Genomic DNA, 15,638 nt, shown 5'->3' with positions numbered 1-15,638 from the left:
ATTTGACAAGTGCACGCTGTTGAGTTCTCAAGGATCGGATGCTCCCACGACCCAGTCATCACAACCAGGCCCGAAGGGCAACTTCTCTATCTTACTGATCTCGTTCCTGTTGTCAAATCGCGTTTCGGCGACTCGCTCATCGGAATGAGGCAGTTCCTTCATCCAGAACACTCAGAAGAGTTGATGTGGATTCGGGGGTGGTTCTCCGCTTGAGGGGGGTGAGGCTCTCGGCCTTTCCGCTTCCCTGTGGGGCGAACAGGTAATAACTTACGTGGATTCCGGGGGTCGGGCAAATCCGGCCCGTCCGCCGGGCGTGTCGTCCCGATTTTCCGCGGAACGGCGGTCACCAGGCGGTCCACGCCGCCCAGAGCCGCGCATAGGGACCCGGCGTCTCGACGAGGTCGGCGTGCGTTCCCGACTGCACGATCCGCCCGTCCTCCATCACCAGGATGCGGTCGGCCGTCACCGCCTGGGTGAGCCGGTGCGCGATGACGATCCCCGTGCGCGCACCGATCGCCCGGCCCGCCGCGCCGTCGAGGATCTCGGCGTCGGCCGACCCCGCCTCCGCCGTCGCCTCATCGAGGATCACGACCGAGGCATCCGACAGCGCCACCCGCACCAGCGCCAGGTGCTGCGCCTGCCCCGGGGTGAGCGGATGCCCCGACTCCCCCACCGGAGTGTCGAGCCCCTCGGGCAGGCGGTGGATCCAGTGCGCGTCCAGCGCGTCGATGACCGCGCGCATCCGCTCCTCGTCGGCATCCGCGAACAGCCCCAGGTCGTCACGCACCGTGCCCGCGAACACATGGGGCTCCTGGCTCAGCATGATCACGGCATCCTGCAGGTCGTGCGGGTGCCACTCCCCGATCGCGCTCCCATCGTGGCGGACGTCTCCCCCGCCCACGGGGAGCGCACCCGCGAGCACGCGGGCGAGCGTCGTCTTGCCCGCACCGCTCGCCCCGACCACCGCGATCCTCTCGCCCGCCGATGCGCGCAGTGAGACACCGGCGAGGTCGTCACGATCGGGACGATGTCCGAAGCGCAGTCCCTCGACGTCGATCGCGCCGCGACGGGCGGGCCTCTCCTGCGTTCGTGGCGCGGGAGAGGGGAGGCCGATCACTCCGAACAGGCGCGCGAGGCTGGCGCCGGCATCCTGCAGGTCGTCGATCCGGTAGAGCAGGCTGCTCATCGGCCCGAAGAGCCCGAGGAAGTAGAGCGCGGCGGCGGTCGCGGCGCCCAGCTCGACCAGACCGCCCGCGACGAGGAAGTACCCCGTCACCAGGACGGCCGCGAGCCCCAGGAACTCGGCCCCGTTGAGGAAGACGTTGAAGTCGTTGCGCACCCGCGTCGCGCGCACCTCGAGCCCGATCGCCTGCTCGCTGGCCTCGGCGATCCCGGCCAGGTGCCTCTCCTCGGTGCGCAGCGCGACGACGGTGTCGACCCCGCGCACCGCCTCGATCGTGCGCTGCCCCCGCTCGGCCACCACCGTGCGATGCGCGCGATAGATCGGAGCGGACCGGCGCAGGAACCAGCGCAGTGCGAAGAACTGCACCGGGGCGGCGCAGAGGGCCGCCAGTGCGAAGCGCGCGTCGAGCGCCCCCATGCCGATCAGGCTCAGCACGATCCCGAAGACCGCGGTCAGGAAGGCGGGCAACGCGCCCTCGACGACTTCGCCCACCGCACGCACGTCGCCCGAGAGACGCGCGACCAGGTCGCCGGTCCCCGCCGCCTCGATCCGCGACGTCGGTTGGGCGAGAGCCGTGCGGAACGCCGACTCGCGCACCTCGCGGATCGTGCCCTGTCCCAGCCGGGCCAGCAGCACGCGCCCCACCCACGTGAGCACGGCCGCCGACACCACGGATGCCGCGAGCACCAGTCCGAAGGGCAGCAGCCCCGTGCCGCCCCCCACGATGTCGTCGACCATGAGCCCGATCACCCACGGGGCGACGAGCGCCGCCCCGACGCCCGCGAACAGGGTCACGAGCGCGAGGAGCACGAGACCCCGTCGATGCCCGAGCGCCGCGAGGAGTCCGCGCGCGGTGTCGCGGCGGCTCGCGACCGGCAGCTTCTCGTCGCTCATGCGTCGCCCCTCCGGTCGCGGTCGTCGCGCGGATCGGGGTCGTCCCGCAGATCGGAATCGTCCCGCGGATCGCGGTCGTCCCGCGGATCGGGGTCCTCCCGCAGATCGTGCACGTGCGCGCACGCCGCGAGCAGCGAGGCGCGGTCGGTGAGCAGCAGGATCGTGCGCCCGTCACGGGCGAGACCCTCGGCGACCTGCGCCTCGGTGATCGGATCGATCGCGGTGGTCGGCTCGTGCAGCACCAGCAGGGGCTGCGGTTGGTGCAGGGCGCGGGCGAGCAGAAGGCGCTGACGCTGACCGCCCGAGAGCCGCAGGCCGCGCTCGCCCACGCGCTCGTCGAGACCGTCGGGTAGCCGGCGCAGCACCTCGTCGAACGCGGATGCCTCGAGGTGCGCGGCGTCGATCGGATCGGCGATGTTCTCGGCCGCCGTGCCGCTGAACACCGCAGCGTCGTGCGGCGGGGCGAACACCCGGGACCGGCGACCCTCGGCATCGAGGCGGGCGGCATCCGTTCCGGTCAGAAGCAGCTCGCCGACCTCGGGCTCGCGCTGCCCGCCGAACAGACGCGCGAGATCGGCGATCCTCGCCGGGTCTGCGCGAATCCCCGTGAGCTCGCCCGCGCAGATCTCGATCGGCCGCCCGTCGACATCGAGGCGCGCGACCACTCCGCCCGCGGGCACTCCACCTGCAGCCAGAGCGCCGGCGTCCGTCACCGGCATCCGCTCGACGGCATCCGCTCCCGCCTCGACGGCATCCATTTCCGCCTCGGCGGCATCCGCTCCCACCTCGGCGGCATCCATTTCCGCTTCGGCGGTGAACTCGGCGATGCGCGTCGCCGACCCGTGCTTGCTCGCGATCTGCGCCGGCAGATAGCCGAGCGCCTGCAGAGGTCCGCGGATCGTCTGCGCGAGCCCCATCGCCGTGACGAATCCGCCGACCGTGATCGCGCCCTCCAGCGCGAGCCAGCCGCCGAGCATCGCGATGCCGGTGAAGGCGAGACCGCTCACCAGCAGGTTCAGTGCGGTGAGCCCGGCCGTCGCCTTCTCGGCGCGATAGGCGGCCTCGCCCGCGACCGCGCTCTCGGCGACGTAGCGTTCGGCCGCTCGGGGCGCTCCGCCCAGGGCGCCGAGCACGCGCAGGCCGGTCGCGAAGTCGGTGCTCACCGCGTCGAGCCGCGCGGCCTGCTTCTGCGCCGCGTATCCGCGACGGCGCAGGCCACCGCTCACGGCGTGCACGACGAACGCCTGCACGAGCGTGCCGATCACGACGGCGATCGCGAGCGGCCAGGCGATGACGAGCAGCGTGATGCAGGCGACGAGCACCGCCGTCGCCGCGGCCGCCTGCTCGGCGATCACCCAGAAGAACCCGGCCGTCTGCCCGGCATCCGACGAGGAGATCGTCAGCACCTCGCCGGCCGGACGGCGCACGCGACGGCGCAGCGCGAGCCCGAGCACCCCCTGCCGCAGCGCGTGCTCGCCGCGCGAGTAGACGACGGTGGCGGAGCGATCACCCACCTGCCACGCGCAGATCAGTACCGCGAACACGGCGACGAGGAACGCCAGCGCCCACCCGAGCGCGACCGGGTCGTGCGGAGCGATCGCGCTGTCGATCACGACGCCCACCGCGACGGGCACCATGACCTCGGCGAGTTGATGCCCGCAGAAACCCGCGATCGACAGCGCCGCGCGCAGCCGACGCCCACGCCCCCACACTCCCTCGCGGAACGCCCCTCCCACGGTCGTCGGAGCAGGATTCGGCGCGAGGTTCGGCGCAGGGCGGGGCATCGGGACTCCAGGAATCGGGGGCCCTCTTCACGCTAGCGACGGCGGGTGTCGCTCAGCGGACAAGTGCTGTCGACCACCGGACCGGTTCGCGGGGCCGGGGATCCCGCCTCGGTCACGGCGTCGATCCGGGCGTGCGTCGCCGCGCGGAGTACTGCCACACTGGTGCGCGGAGAGGGAGTCCCATGAGCGCGCACGACCACGAACCAGAACCGGCACGACCCGCGAAGGCGCGTCGTCCGTGGCGGCGGACGAAGATCGCCGTCGCCTGCGTCGTCGGGGTGGCCGCGGTCGTGGCGATCGTCGGCTCGCTCACTCCGTGGCCGTCGGCCATGATCATCCGCGCCGTGTTCACCAAGGGCGGTGACGAGACAGCGGCGGAGATGGAGAAGCACGTGCCCGACGTCGAGCTCACCGAGCAGCTCGACGTCGCCTACGGGGACCGGGGTGCCGACACGACCCTGGACGTCTTCTCCCCGGCATCCGCCACCGGCCCGCTGCCCACGGTCGTCTGGATCCACGGCGGCGCCTGGATCTCGGGCGCGAAGGAGAACGTCGATCCGTACCTGCGCATCCTCGCCGCCGCGGGTTACACGACGATCGGCGTGAACTACACGATCGGCCCCGAGGGCGTGTACCCGCTCGCGGTGAACCAGCTCAACGAGGCGCTCGCCTACATCGACGAGCATGCCGCCGAGCTGGGCGTCGATCCCACGCGGATCGTGCTCGCCGGGGACTCCGCCGGTGCCCAGCTCGCCAGCCAGATGGCCACGCTCATCACGAGCCCCGACTACGCCGAGATCATGGACATCACTCCGTCGATCGAGGCCTCGCACCTGGTCGCGACCGTGCTCAACTGCGGCGTCTACGATCTGTCGGCGCTCGCGCAGCTCGACGGGATCGCCGGCTGGGGCTTCAAGTCGGCGATGTGGGCGTACTCCGGCACCAAGACCTGGGCCGAGGACTCGACGGGCGCGACGATGTCGACCGTGGACTGGGTGACCGCGGACTTCCCCGCGACCTACATCTCGGGCGGCAACGGTGACGGCCTCACCTGGCTGCAGTCGATCCCGATGGCGAAGCGCCTCGACGAGGTGGGGGTCGAGGTGACAACGCTCTTCTGGCCGGCACCGCACGAGCCGGCGCTCCCCCACGAGTACCAGTTCCACCTCGACCTGCCGGATGCCCGGACCGCCCTGCAGAAGACCATCGACTTCCTGGACGCGCACACGAGTCGCTGAGGCGCGCTGTCAGGCCATGGTGTCGAGGATGCCGACGAGGTCTTCGAAGGTCGTGAGCGGGTTGAGGATCGCGAAGCGCGTGTTCGGGCGGCCCTTGTGCGAGCTCGGCACGACGAAGGCGCGCTGCGAGTCGAGCAGGGCGGCCGACCAGCGGTCGTAGTCGGCGCGTTCCCACCCGTCACGCTCGAACACGACGACCGACAGCTGCGGATCGCGCACGAGCCGGAGCCCGGGGCGTGCCGCGATCTCGTCGGCGATGCGGCGCGTGAGCGCCATCGTCGCCCCGACCGCGTCGCGGTAGGACGTGACGCCGTACGTCGCGAGCGAGAACCAGAGCGGCAGACCGCGGGGGCGCCGGGTGAGCTGGATCGAGTAGTCGGACGGGCTGAAGTCGTCGCCGTCGGTGAGCGTATCGAGGTACTCGGCGTGCTGGGTGTGCGCGCGGCGTCCCGCCTCCGGATCGCGGTAGATCAGGGCGCAGCAGTCGAACGGCGCGAACAGCCACTTGTGCGGATCGACGATCACCGAGTCCGCGCGCTCCACCCCGGCGAAGATGTGCCGCGCCTCGGGCGACAGCATCGCGGTGAGTCCGTACGCGCCGTCGATGTGCAGCCAGAACTCGAACTCGTCCTTCAGAGCAGCGATGCCGGCGATGTCGTCGACGATGCCGAAGTTCGTCGATCCCCCGGTCGCGACGACCGCGCAGATCTCGTCACCGTGTTCGGCGAGGGCGTCGCGCACGGCATCCGCGCGGAGAACGCCGTCGTCGCCCGCCGGCACGAGCAGCACGTCGGCATCCATCACCCGCGCGGCCGATTTGTTCGAGGAGTGCGCCTCGACGCTGCAGACGATCTTCCACCGCGACGGGAGCTGCTTGCCCGCATCGAGGAGCCGTGCCTTGGCGGCCTCGCGCGCGGCGACCAGCGCCGACAGGTTGCCGATCGTACCGCCCTGCACGAAGACCCCGCCCGCGGTGTCGGGAAGCCCGAACTCCTTCGCCAGGAACGAGAGCACCTCGTTCTCGGCGTGCACGGCGCCCGCTCCCTCGAGCCAGCTGCCGCCGTAGAGACCGGATGCCGACACCACCAGGTCGAACGCGATCGCCGCCATGGTCGGCGCGGTGGGGATGAACGACAGGTACAGCGGATGACTCGTGGTCAGGCACGCCGGCGCGAGGATGTGCTCGAACACGCTGAGCGCCCGGTTGGCCCCCAGTCCCGCGTCGGTGATCGTGGCCCCGACGAGCCGGTTGAGCTCGGCCTCGCTCTGCGGCTTGTCGAGCGGCACGTCGGCCGCCAGCATCCGCCGTCGGGAGTAGTCGAGCACCGCGTCGACGATGGCCGTCGACTCGGCCGAGGCGGCGTGCATGCGCACAGCATCCATGGGGCGTTCCTTACTTCGCGGAGGAGGGAGCGGACGCCGGGGCGTCGAGCGGGTTCGGGGTGAGCGTGTTCGGGGTGAGGGGATCCGGGGTGAGGGGATTCGGCGCATCGTCGCGCGGATCGAGCACGACGGCGAGCGTGCGCCGGGCGAGGGCGGCGCGGTCGTGCGGCGCCCACTTCACCAACGAGTGCGCGTTCATGCCGTCGATCATCGCGAGCAGCAGCCAGGCCGCGGTCTCGGTGCGGGTCGCCGAGATCTCGCCCGAGGCGACGGCACGGGCGAGATGCGCCTCGAGGGCGCTCTGCCAGAGGTCCATCTCGGAGCGCACGCGCGCGGCGAGCGCCTCGTTGCGCGCCCCCAGCGCCCACGCCTGCACCCATACGAGGGTGACGTCGTCACGCCGACCGTCGAGCAGCGTCTCGGTCATGTGAAGCAAGTTGTCGCGCACGGTCGCGCCGGGGTCGAACGACGCCATCACCTCGTCGCGCTCGGCCGCCACGATCTCGCCGAAGACATCGGCGAGGAAGGCGTCCATGCCCGGGCGGTAGTGCGCGACGAGAGCCGGGGTGACGCCCACGCGGGCGGCGACGGCACGCAGGGTGAGCGCCTCCAGCCCGCTCTCGCGGGCGAGCCCGACGGCCCCCTCGAGGATCGAGCGGTCGCGCTCTTCGGGAGGGAGGCGCCGGGGGCCGGAGACTCTTGACGTCGTGTTCATCACGGGTTACCGTAGCACCTGTTGATCGCATGTTCAATAACCACTCCACCGCGAGGAGACACCGATGGCCTGGCGCATGCCCGCAGAGACCGCACGCCACGACCGCACCTGGATGGCCTTCCCCGTCGAGGGCCAGACGCTCGGCGAGAGCGCGGCCGAGCGCGACGAGGGGTACGCGACGTGGACGGCGGTGGCGCACGCCGTCGCCGAGTTCGAGCCGGTCACGATGCTGGTCGATCCGCGCGAGCTCGCGCGGGCGAGACGGATGCTGGGAGCGGGTGTCGAGGTCGTGGAGGCACCGGTCGACGAGTTCTGGATGCGCGACTCCGGGCCGACCTTCGTGATCGACGACGAACGCCCCGAGGCGCTCGGCGCGGTCGACTGGATCTTCAACGGCTGGGGCGACCCGGAGTGGGCCGACTGGGCGGCGGCCGCGCAGCACGCCCGCATCATCGCACGCGGCGTCGACGCCGAGCTCGTGAGCTCGACCCTCGTGAACGAGGGCGGCGGGATCCACGTCGACGGCCAGGGCACCGTGCTGCTCACCGAGACCGTGCAGCTCGACCCGCGCCGCAATCCCTACGCCGACCGGCAGCGCGTCGAGGCCGAGATGCTGCGCACGATCGGGGCGACCAAGGCGGTCTGGCTGCCGCGCGGCCTCACTCGCGACTACGACGACTTCGGCACCAACGGGCACGTCGACATCGTGGCGACGATCGTCTCACCCGGGCGCCTGCTGCTGCACGCGCAGAACGATCCCGCGCACCCCGACCACGCGGTGACGCGCGAGCTGCGGGCGCACCTCACCGAGCAGACGGATGCCGCCGGCCGCAGCTTCGAGGTGATCGATCTCCCCGCGCCCTCCACGCTGCGCGATGACGAGGGCTTCGTGGACTGGAGCTACGTCAACCATCTCGTGACGAACGACGGCGTGGTCGCCTGCGGGTTCGGAGACGAACGAGCGGACGCCGTGGCGCGCGAGATCCTCGCCGAGGCCTATCCCGGCCGACGCGTCGTGACCGTCGATGCACGACCGCTGTTCGACCGCGGGGGCGGCATCCACTGCATCACCCAGCAGCAGCCAGCGCTCGGGCAGTCCTCACCCACGGGCGCACTCGCATGATCGATGTCGTCGAGGCGTCGATCGCCGACCTGCGGCGCGCCCTCGACGAGGGAGCGGCGACGGCGGTCGACCTCGTCGACGCCTATCTCGCCCGTATCGACGCCTATGACGGCCCGGGCACGCCCACCGCACTGAACGCGGTCGTCGTGCGCAACCCGGAGGCCCGCGCCGAGGCGGCGGCATCCGACGAGCGTCGGGCGCGCGGCGAGACCCTCGGCCCGCTCGACGGCATCCCCTACACGGCCAAGGACAGCTACCTCGTGCGCGGGCTCACCGCCGCCGCCGGCAGTCCGGCCTTCGCGCGGCTCGTCGCCCAGCGCGACGCGTTCACCATCGAGCGGCTGCGGGCCGGCGGGGCCATCTGCCTCGGACTCACCAACATGCCGCCGATGGCGAACGGCGGCATGCAGCGCGGGGTCTACGGACGCGCCGAGAGTCCGTACAGCGCGCAATGGCTCACCGCGCCCTTCGCCTCCGGATCGTCGAACGGCTCGGGCACCGCGACCGCCGCGAGCTTCGCCGCGTTCGGCCTGGCCGAGGAGACCTGGTCGAGCGGTCGAGGCCCGGCGACGAACAACGCCCTCTGCGCGTACACGCCCTCGCGCGGCGTGATCTCGGTGCGCGGCAACTGGCCCCTCGTGCCCACGATGGACGTGGTGGTGCCGCACGCTCGCACGATGGCCGATCTGCTCGAGGTGCTCGACGTCATCGTCGCCGACGACGCCGAGACGCGCGGAGACTTCTGGCGCACGCAGCCGTGGGTGCCGATCCCGGCCGCCTCCGCGGTGCGTCCCGCCTCCTATCCGGCGCTCGCCGCGACCGGCACGCTCGCCGCGACCGGCACGCCCCCTTCCGTCCGCGCGAGCACCCTCGCCGGCCTCCGGCTCGGCATCCCCCGCATGTACATCGACGCCGACCCCGAGGCGGGCAGCGCCGCGCACCCCGGGATCGGCGGGCCGACCGGTCGACGCATCGACACCCGCCCCTCGGTCCTCACTCGCTGGGCGGCAGCCCGCCGCGACCTCGAGGCGGCGGGGGCGACCGTGCTCGAGGTCGACTTCCCCGTGGTGTCGAACTACGAGGGCGACCGCCCCGGCGCCCCGACGATCGCGACGCGCGGGCTCGTCTCGCCCGCCTACCTGCACCGCGAGATCGTCGATCTCTCGGCGTGGGCGTGGGAGGACTTCCTGCGGGCCAACGGCGACCCCGCCCTCGACTCACTGACCGGCATCGACGGATCCACGATCTTCCCGCACCCGGACGGCGCGCTGCCCGACCGCTACACCGGCTTCGACGACGACATCGCCGAGTACCCCGACTGGGTGCGGGCGCATCCCGACACCGGCCCCGACGACATGCCCGAACTGCCCGAGGGTCTCCGCGGGCTGGAGGAGACCCGGCGCCGCGATCTCGAGCAGTGGATGGACGGCCTCGGCCTCGACGCCGTCGTCTTCCCCGCCGTCGCCGACCTCGGCCCCGCCGACATGGACGTCGATCCGGCATCCGCCGACCTCGGCTGGCGCAACGGCACCTGGATCGCGAACGGCAACCTCGCCATCCGTCACCTCGGCATCCCGACCGTCACGGTGCCGATGGGCCTCCTCGACGACATCGGCATGCCGATCGGACTCACCTTCGTCGGCCGCGCCTACGACGACGCGCGCCTGCTGCGGCTCGCGGCGGCGTTCGAGGCATCCGGAGCACCCGGCGAGCGCCGCACGCCCCCGCCGCACACGCCCGCGCTCTGAACGGCGGACCACAGCAGGGAGATAGGGGATCCCCTCACTCCCAGGTGTGCACCGGCTCCCCGGCCCGCGCGAGCTCGAGGTAGTCGCCGAGCATGCCGTGCAGCGCCTCCGCCCGGGTCTGCCCCGCGCGCTCCCGCGCCGCGACGCTGCCCCGCTGCCAGGTCGCCCCGTTGCGCCCGGTCACGCAGCGCTGCTCGATGATGCCGAGGTACCGATCGCGTGCCGCCGGGTCGACACCGTACGCGTCGAGCCCCTCGGCGGCCATCGGCAGCAGTCGCCGCAGCACGAGCTCGCGCGCGCCGACCCAGCCCACCTCGGGCCAGTAGAGTCGCGCCTCGATCCCGTCGCGCGCGCCCGCCCGCAGGTTCTCGGCCGCGGCATCGAAGCTCATCTGCGTCCACAGCGGACGATCCGCCTCGGCGAGCGTGCGCACGAGACCGTAGTAGAAGGCCGTGTCGGCGAGCACATCCACGACCGTCGGCCCCGCGGGCAGCACGCGGTTCTCGACGCGCAGGTGGGCGGTGCCGTCGACCGTGTCGTAGATGGGTCGGTTCCAGCGGTACACCGTGCCGTTGTGCATGCGCAGCTCGGCGAGGGAGGGCGCGCGGCCGGCGGCGAGTTCCGCGAAGGGGTCCTCGTCGGCGACGGCCGGCAGCAGCGCCGGGAAGTACCGCGAGTTCTCCTCGAAGAGGTCGAAGATCGAGGTGACCCAGCGCTCCCCGAACCACACGCGCGGACGCACGCCCTGATTCTTCAGCTCCTGCGAGCGGGTGTCGGTGGCCTGCTCGAACATCGGGATGCGGGTCTCGTGCCACAGGGCGCGTCCCGCGAAGAACGGGGAGTTGGCGGCGAGCGCGACCTGCACCCCGGCCATGGCCTGCGCCGCGTTCCAGTACGGCGCGAAGGAGTCCGGCTCGACCTGCAGGTGCAACTGCACCGAGGTGCAGGCGGCCTCGGGAAGGATCGTGTCGGTCACGATGTCGAGGCTCTCGCGGGGGCTGCCCGGCAGCGGTACGCCGTCCAGCTTCAGCTCGATGTCCTCCCCGCGCGCGGCGAGGACCTGCTGGCCGAGCAGGCTGTAGCGCGGATCCTCCGAGATCCAGCGCTCGGTGAAGTGGTGCTCGTCGAGGGTGGGCAGCATCCCGATCATCGCGATCGCATTGCCGGTCGCCGCCTGCACCCGGGCATCCGCCTCGTCGATGGCGTTGCGCAACGACGTCTCGAGATCGCGCGTGCGCCCTCCGCCGATCGGGCGCGGCGCGACGTTGACCTCGATGTTGAACCGGCCGAGTTCGGTCTGGAACGCGGGGCTGGCGATCGCTTCCAGCGCCGCTTCGTTGGCCATGGCCGGATCCCCGGCGGGGTCGACGAGGTTGAGCTCGATCTCGAGGCCGAGCTGAGGCAGCGCTCCGTCGAAGCGTCCATCGGCGAGCATCTCGGCGAGCGCGTCGAGGCACTGCTCGGTCTTGGCGCGGAACTTCGTACGGTCCTGGCGCGTGAAACTGCGCGCGTCGATGCGGTCACCCATCCCTCGACGGTAGCGGCCGTACGCGAATCACCCCGACCCCTTGACATTTCATCATTGTGACGAACGGCACATCCGTTATACGTTTGCCCCATGAGCGTCGAGAGCCCGAATCCCGAGAGCACCCCGGCCACGCAGGCCACCCCCGCCGAGAACACCACCGCCGATAACACGCGTGCGCTCGAGGGCGGGATCGTGACCGACCTCGAAGGCAAGATGACCTACGGCTCGTACCTCGGGCTCGACCAGCTGCTCACGGCGCAGCGCCCGGTGAGCAGCCCCGAGCACCACGACGAGATGCTGTTCATCATCCAGCACCAGACCACCGAGCTGTGGCTCAAGCAGCTGCTGCACGAGCTCTCGTCGGCGCGTGAACTGCTCGCCCGCGACGACCTGCGCGAGGCCCTCAAGCGCATCGCCCGCGTCAAGCGCATCCAGGACGTCATGACCCAGCAGTGGGCGGTGCTCGCGACCCTCACCCCCACGGAGTACGCGCAGTTCCGCGGCGCGTTGGGCAACTCCTCGGGCTTTCAGTCGGTGCAGTACCGTGCGGTCGAGTTCGCCCTCGGCAACAAGAACGAGAAGATGCTCGGCGTCTTCCGCGATCACCCCGCCAACCTCGCACTGCTCACCGCCGAGTGGGAGAAGCCGACCCTGTACGACGAGTTCCTGCGCTTCGCCGCCCGCCGTGGGCTGCCGATCCCCGCTGAGATCCTCGACCGCGACGTGCGGGAGCCTTACCGGATGACGACCGAGCTCGTGCCCGCGATCCGCGAGATCTACCAGGACCCGAGCCGGTACTGGGACCTCTACGAGGCGTGCGAAGACCTCGTCGACCTCGAGGACAACTTCCAGTTCTGGCGCTTCCGCCACCTCAAGACCGTGGCCCGCACGATCGGCATGAAGGTGGGCACCGGCGGCTCCAGCGGCGTCGGATTCCTGCAGCGCGCGCTCGATCTGACCTTCTTCCCCGAGCTCTACGCCGTGCGCACCGAGATCGGCAGCTGATGAGGGCGGCGACCTTCTTCGACGGCGAGGAATGGCGCGAGGGCGTGATCGAGACGTCGGGCGATCGGATGCTCGTGCGCGATGCGACCCCGGCCGATCAGCTCCCCCGCCTCGACGGCGTCGTGATGGGCGGGTTCACCGACCACCACGTGCACCTGCAGCTCGTCGACACGACGGGCCTCGCCGCCTCGACGCTCGGCCGCGTCATCGACCTCGGGGCGAACGTGACCGAGATCGCACGGCTCGGCGAGACGCTCGCCCCCGTGCGTCTCGAATACGCCGGCGCCTTCCTCACGGCCCCGGGCGGCTACCCCTCCGACCGCGCGTGGGCCCCGGCGGGTTCGGTGCGCGAGATCAACGACGCGGCGCAGGCCGCCGAGGCCGTGGACGAGATGGCGGATGCCGGTGCCCGGTGCCTCAAGATCGCCAGCAACACGACCGCGGGGCCGGTGTTCGGCGATGAGCTCATCCGCACGATCGTCGACCTGGCCGCCGCCCACGGCCTCACGGTCACCGCTCACGCGGAAGGACCGGGGGAGGCGGAGCGCCTCGCGCGACTCGGCGTCGCGCGCCTCGCGCATGCTCCCTTCACCGAGGTGCTCGACGACGACGAGATCGCCGCGCAGGCGGCATCCGTCGCGTGGATCTCGACGCTCGCCGTGCACGACGACGCGACCCGCGCGGTCGCGGTCGGGAACGTGCGACGCTTCCACGCCGCTGGGGGCACGGTGCTCTACGGCACCGACATGGGCAACGGCCCGACACCCGTCGGTCTGAACCCGGGCGAGATCGCGGCGCTCCGCGACGCCGGTCTCGACGACGACGCCCTGCTGCGGGCGCTGGCACCGCTCGACCCGCGCGACCCCGGCGCCCGACCGCTCGTCATCCCCGGAGCGCCCGGCACCTCCCCCGACCCGCTCCGCGCCCGCCCCCTCCTCTCCGCAGACCTGAAGGTGTGACATGACCGACCTCCACGACTCCGCCGTTCTCGACTCCACCCTTCTCGAGCACGCCCGCGCCCTCGACGCCGCCGATCCGCTCGCGGCGCACCTCGACGCCTTCGCCGATGCCCCGGGCGTCGACGCCTACCTCGACGGGAACTCGCTCGGCCGCCCCCTGCGCGACATCCCGGAGCGGCTCGCGGCCTTCGTGCGCGAGGACTGGGGCACGCGCCTCATCCGGTCGTGGGACGAGCAGTGGATGGCGCTGCCGATGGAGCTCGGCGACCGCATCGGCCGCGTCGCGCTGGGTGCGGCATCCGGTCAGACCGTCGTCGCCGACTCGACGAGCGTGCTCATCTACAAGCTGATGCGCGCCGCGGCCGCCGCCGACCCGATCCGCACCGAGCTCGTGATCGAGGCGGGCAACTTTCCCACCGACCGATTCCTCGCCGAGGGCGTCGCTGCCGAGACCGGCATGACGCTGCGCTGGATCGAGCCCGACCCCGTGCTCGGCGTGAGCGTCGCCGACGTCGTCGCCGTCGTGTCGGAGCGCACCGCGCTCGTCTCGCTCAGCCACGTCGACTACCGCTCCGGCGCGCTGGCCGACATGCCCGCGATCACGGATGCCGTGCACGCCTCGGGCGCACTCATGATGTGGGACCTCTGCCACTCGGCGGGCGTCGTTCCGATGCACCTCGACGCGTGGGGCGTCGACATGGCGGTCGGCTGCACCTACAAGTACCTGAACGGCGGCCCGGGATCCCCGGCGTTCGCCTATCTCAACCGTGCGCACCAGGGCACGCTGCGCCAGCCGATCCAGGGGTGGTGGAGCGCCGCCGACATCTTCGCCATGGGGCCGGAGTACGTGCCCGCCGGCGACATCCGGCAGCTGCTCAGCGGCACGCCGCCGGTCACCTCGATGCTGGCGATGCAGGGGATGCTCGACCTGATCGAGGAGTCCGGCATCGATGCGGTGCGCGCGAAGTCCCGCTCGCTGACCGACCTCGCGGTGCGCGCGTTCGACGAGCAGCTCGCCCCGCTCGGCGTGCGGCTGCTCAGCCCGCGCGACGCCGACCTGCGCGGCGGGCACGTCACGATCGGGCACCCCGACTTCCGGGAGGTCACGCAGAAGCTCTGGGCGGAGGGCGTCATCCCCGACTTCCGGTTCCCCGACGGCATCCGCCTGGGCCTGTCCCCGCTGAGCACCTCGCACGTCGAGACCGTGACCGGCGTGCTGGCGGTGCGTGACGCGCTGCGCGCATGACGGTGACGGCGGAGGGCGCGGGGGCGGCGGCATCCGTCGTCGACGACATCGACGCGCGCCCCGGCAGCACGGCGTCGCTGCTGCGCACGGTCGTGGGCCTGTTCCTGCGCCCGCTCGGCTGGATCTCGACGGCCGATCTCGTCTCGCTCGCCGGTGATCTCGGGATCGAAGCCGCGCAGGCCCGCACCGGCATCGCGCGCCTCAAGCAGAAGGGCCTGCTGCTGGCCGAGCGGCGCGATGCCGTCGGGTACCGCCTGAACCCGGCCGCTCTGGCGATGCTGCAGCGCGGCGATCGGCGCATCTTCGCGATGCGGCAGATGACGGATGCCGATCCCTGGTGCCTCGTGTCGTTCTCGATCCCCGAGACCGAGAGGTCGGTGCGGCATCAGCTGCGCCGGCGCCTGCACTGGATCGGCGCGGGGGTCGTGTCCTCCGCCCTGTGGGTCTGCCCCGGGCACCTGCAGGACGAGGTGCGGCAGATCGTCGACGAGGTCGGGGCGCGGGCGTGGGTCACACTCTTCCCCGCCGGGATGCCGGTGACCGATCGCACGCCGGCCGAATCGGCGGCATCCTGGTGGGATCTCGACGCGCTCGCCGACGAGCACCGCCGGTTCCAGGAGTCGCTCACGACGCTGCCCGCCGAGCCGTTCGCCGCGTACGTCCATCTGCTCGATCGCTGGCGCACACTCCCCTACCTCGACCCGGGTCTGCCCCCGTCGATGCTGCCCGCCGACTGGCCGGGCACCCGCAGCTTCGCCGAGTTCGCCTGGCTGTCGGACACGCTCGAGGGCCCGGCCATGGCGCACGTGCGCGCGGTCACCGGGGGCTGACG

The 15,638-nt window shown here is 71.8% G+C and carries 12 protein-coding genes; 7 read left to right on the top strand and 5 right to left on the bottom strand.

Annotated features, from left to right (window positions below; all coding sequences use genetic code 11):
* Positions 1-343: 343 nt before the first annotated feature.
* On the bottom strand, positions 344-2,077 hold the full coding sequence (locus ACI2JZ_RS10220; RefSeq protein WP_404597424.1) for an ABC transporter ATP-binding protein: 1,734 nt from the start codon (positions 2,075-2,077) through the stop codon (positions 344-346).
* Positions 2,074-3,861: an ABC transporter transmembrane domain-containing protein gene (locus tag ACI2JZ_RS10215; protein WP_404597423.1), complete on the bottom strand. Its 1,788-nt coding sequence runs from the start codon at positions 3,859-3,861 to the stop codon at positions 2,074-2,076. Before ACI2JZ_RS10215 ends, ACI2JZ_RS10220 begins: the two co-directional genes overlap by 4 nt.
* Before the next feature lie 182 nt (positions 3,862-4,043).
* Here ACI2JZ_RS10215 and ACI2JZ_RS10210 point away from each other — a divergent pair, with 182 nt between their 5' ends.
* Positions 4,044-5,099 (top strand): alpha/beta hydrolase, encoded by a 1,056-nt coding sequence (locus ACI2JZ_RS10210; protein WP_404597422.1) that lies wholly within the window; start codon positions 4,044-4,046, stop codon positions 5,097-5,099.
* A 9-nt stretch (positions 5,100-5,108) separates the two neighbouring features.
* Here the strand turns inward: ACI2JZ_RS10210 and ACI2JZ_RS10205 are convergent, their stop codons facing one another.
* The gene (locus ACI2JZ_RS10205) at positions 5,109-6,482 is read right to left on the bottom strand and encodes a pyridoxal-dependent decarboxylase (protein WP_247624667.1); all 1,374 of its coding nucleotides are present in this window, start codon (positions 6,480-6,482) and stop codon (positions 5,109-5,111) included.
* Between the two features lie 10 nt (positions 6,483-6,492).
* A complete protein-coding gene (locus ACI2JZ_RS10200; RefSeq protein ID WP_404597421.1) occupies positions 6,493-7,197 on the bottom strand; it encodes a TetR/AcrR family transcriptional regulator in 705 nt (234 codons plus the stop codon).
* Between the two features lie 64 nt (positions 7,198-7,261).
* On the opposite strand from ACI2JZ_RS10200, the gene ACI2JZ_RS10195 reads away from it, so the two are divergent.
* Together ACI2JZ_RS10195 and ACI2JZ_RS10190 are read left to right on the top strand one after the other, a co-directional pair.
* Positions 7,262-8,320 carry an agmatine/peptidylarginine deiminase gene (locus tag ACI2JZ_RS10195; RefSeq protein ID WP_404597420.1) on the top strand — a complete coding sequence of 353 codons (1,059 nt, stop codon included), beginning with the start codon at positions 7,262-7,264 and terminating at the stop codon, positions 8,318-8,320.
* A complete protein-coding gene (locus tag ACI2JZ_RS10190) occupies positions 8,317-10,068 on the top strand; it encodes an amidase (RefSeq protein ID WP_404597419.1) in 1,752 nt (583 codons plus the stop codon). The genes ACI2JZ_RS10195 and ACI2JZ_RS10190 overlap by 4 nt, the downstream gene beginning before the upstream one ends.
* A 34-nt stretch (positions 10,069-10,102) precedes the next feature.
* Here ACI2JZ_RS10190 and ACI2JZ_RS10185 read toward each other — a convergent pair whose 3' ends face one another.
* Positions 10,103-11,596: a glutamate-cysteine ligase family protein gene (locus tag ACI2JZ_RS10185; protein WP_404597418.1), complete on the bottom strand. Its 1,494-nt coding sequence runs from the start codon at positions 11,594-11,596 to the stop codon at positions 10,103-10,105.
* 213 nt (positions 11,597-11,809) lie between these two features.
* On the opposite strand from ACI2JZ_RS10185, the gene ACI2JZ_RS10180 reads away from it, so the two are divergent.
* From ACI2JZ_RS10180 to ACI2JZ_RS10165, 4 genes are read left to right on the top strand one after another with little or no spacing between them, the layout of a single operon-like run.
* Complete coding sequence (locus ACI2JZ_RS10180; protein WP_247624766.1) at positions 11,810-12,601, top strand: tryptophan 2,3-dioxygenase; 792 nt, start codon at positions 11,810-11,812, stop codon at positions 12,599-12,601.
* On the top strand, positions 12,601-13,560 hold the full coding sequence (locus tag ACI2JZ_RS10175) for an amidohydrolase family protein (protein ID WP_404597417.1): 960 nt from the start codon (positions 12,601-12,603) through the stop codon (positions 13,558-13,560). Before ACI2JZ_RS10180 ends, ACI2JZ_RS10175 begins: the two co-directional genes overlap by 1 nt.
* Before the next feature lies 1 nt (position 13,561).
* Complete coding sequence (locus ACI2JZ_RS10170) at positions 13,562-14,806, top strand: kynureninase (RefSeq protein WP_404597416.1); 1,245 nt, start codon at positions 13,562-13,564, stop codon at positions 14,804-14,806.
* On the top strand, positions 14,803-15,636 hold the full coding sequence (locus ACI2JZ_RS10165) for a PaaX family transcriptional regulator C-terminal domain-containing protein (RefSeq protein WP_404597415.1): 834 nt from the start codon (positions 14,803-14,805) through the stop codon (positions 15,634-15,636). Before ACI2JZ_RS10170 ends, ACI2JZ_RS10165 begins: the two co-directional genes overlap by 4 nt.
* Positions 15,637-15,638 lie beyond the last annotated feature (2 nt).

Origin of the sequence: Microbacterium sp. NPDC087868, from assembly GCF_044900755.1 — a bacterium.
Classification (GTDB): Bacteria; Actinomycetota; Actinomycetes; order Actinomycetales; family Microbacteriaceae; genus Microbacterium; species Microbacterium galbinum.
This window is presented reverse-complemented; position numbering and strand designations above follow the sequence as displayed.

What these genes read in the sequence shown, in the direction of transcription:
- ACI2JZ_RS10215 (WP_404597423.1), bottom strand. Translation starts at nt 3,861, where the DNA reads ATGCCCCGCCCTGCGCCGAACCTCGCGCCGAATCCTGCTCCGACGACC.
- ACI2JZ_RS10170 (WP_404597416.1), top strand. Translation starts at nt 13,562, where the DNA reads ATGACCGACCTCCACGACTCCGCCGTTCTCGACTCCACCCTTCTCGAG.
- ACI2JZ_RS10195 (WP_404597420.1), top strand. Translation starts at nt 7,262, where the DNA reads ATGGCCTGGCGCATGCCCGCAGAGACCGCACGCCACGACCGCACCTGG.
- ACI2JZ_RS10180 (WP_247624766.1), top strand. Translation starts at nt 11,810, where the DNA reads ATGACCTACGGCTCGTACCTCGGGCTCGACCAGCTGCTCACGGCGCAG.
- ACI2JZ_RS10165 (WP_404597415.1), top strand. Translation starts at nt 14,803, where the DNA reads ATGACGGTGACGGCGGAGGGCGCGGGGGCGGCGGCATCCGTCGTCGAC.
- ACI2JZ_RS10220 (WP_404597424.1), bottom strand. Translation starts at nt 2,077, where the DNA reads ATGAGCGACGAGAAGCTGCCGGTCGCGAGCCGCCGCGACACCGCGCGC.
- ACI2JZ_RS10175 (WP_404597417.1), top strand. Translation starts at nt 12,601, where the DNA reads ATGAGGGCGGCGACCTTCTTCGACGGCGAGGAATGGCGCGAGGGCGTG.
- ACI2JZ_RS10200 (WP_404597421.1), bottom strand. Translation starts at nt 7,197, where the DNA reads ATGAACACGACGTCAAGAGTCTCCGGCCCCCGGCGCCTCCCTCCCGAA.
- ACI2JZ_RS10185 (WP_404597418.1), bottom strand. Translation starts at nt 11,596, where the DNA reads ATGGGTGACCGCATCGACGCGCGCAGTTTCACGCGCCAGGACCGTACG.
- ACI2JZ_RS10190 (WP_404597419.1), top strand. Translation starts at nt 8,317, where the DNA reads ATGATCGATGTCGTCGAGGCGTCGATCGCCGACCTGCGGCGCGCCCTC.
- ACI2JZ_RS10205 (WP_247624667.1), bottom strand. Translation starts at nt 6,482, where the DNA reads ATGGATGCTGTGCGCATGCACGCCGCCTCGGCCGAGTCGACGGCCATC.
- ACI2JZ_RS10210 (WP_404597422.1), top strand. Translation starts at nt 4,044, where the DNA reads ATGAGCGCGCACGACCACGAACCAGAACCGGCACGACCCGCGAAGGCG.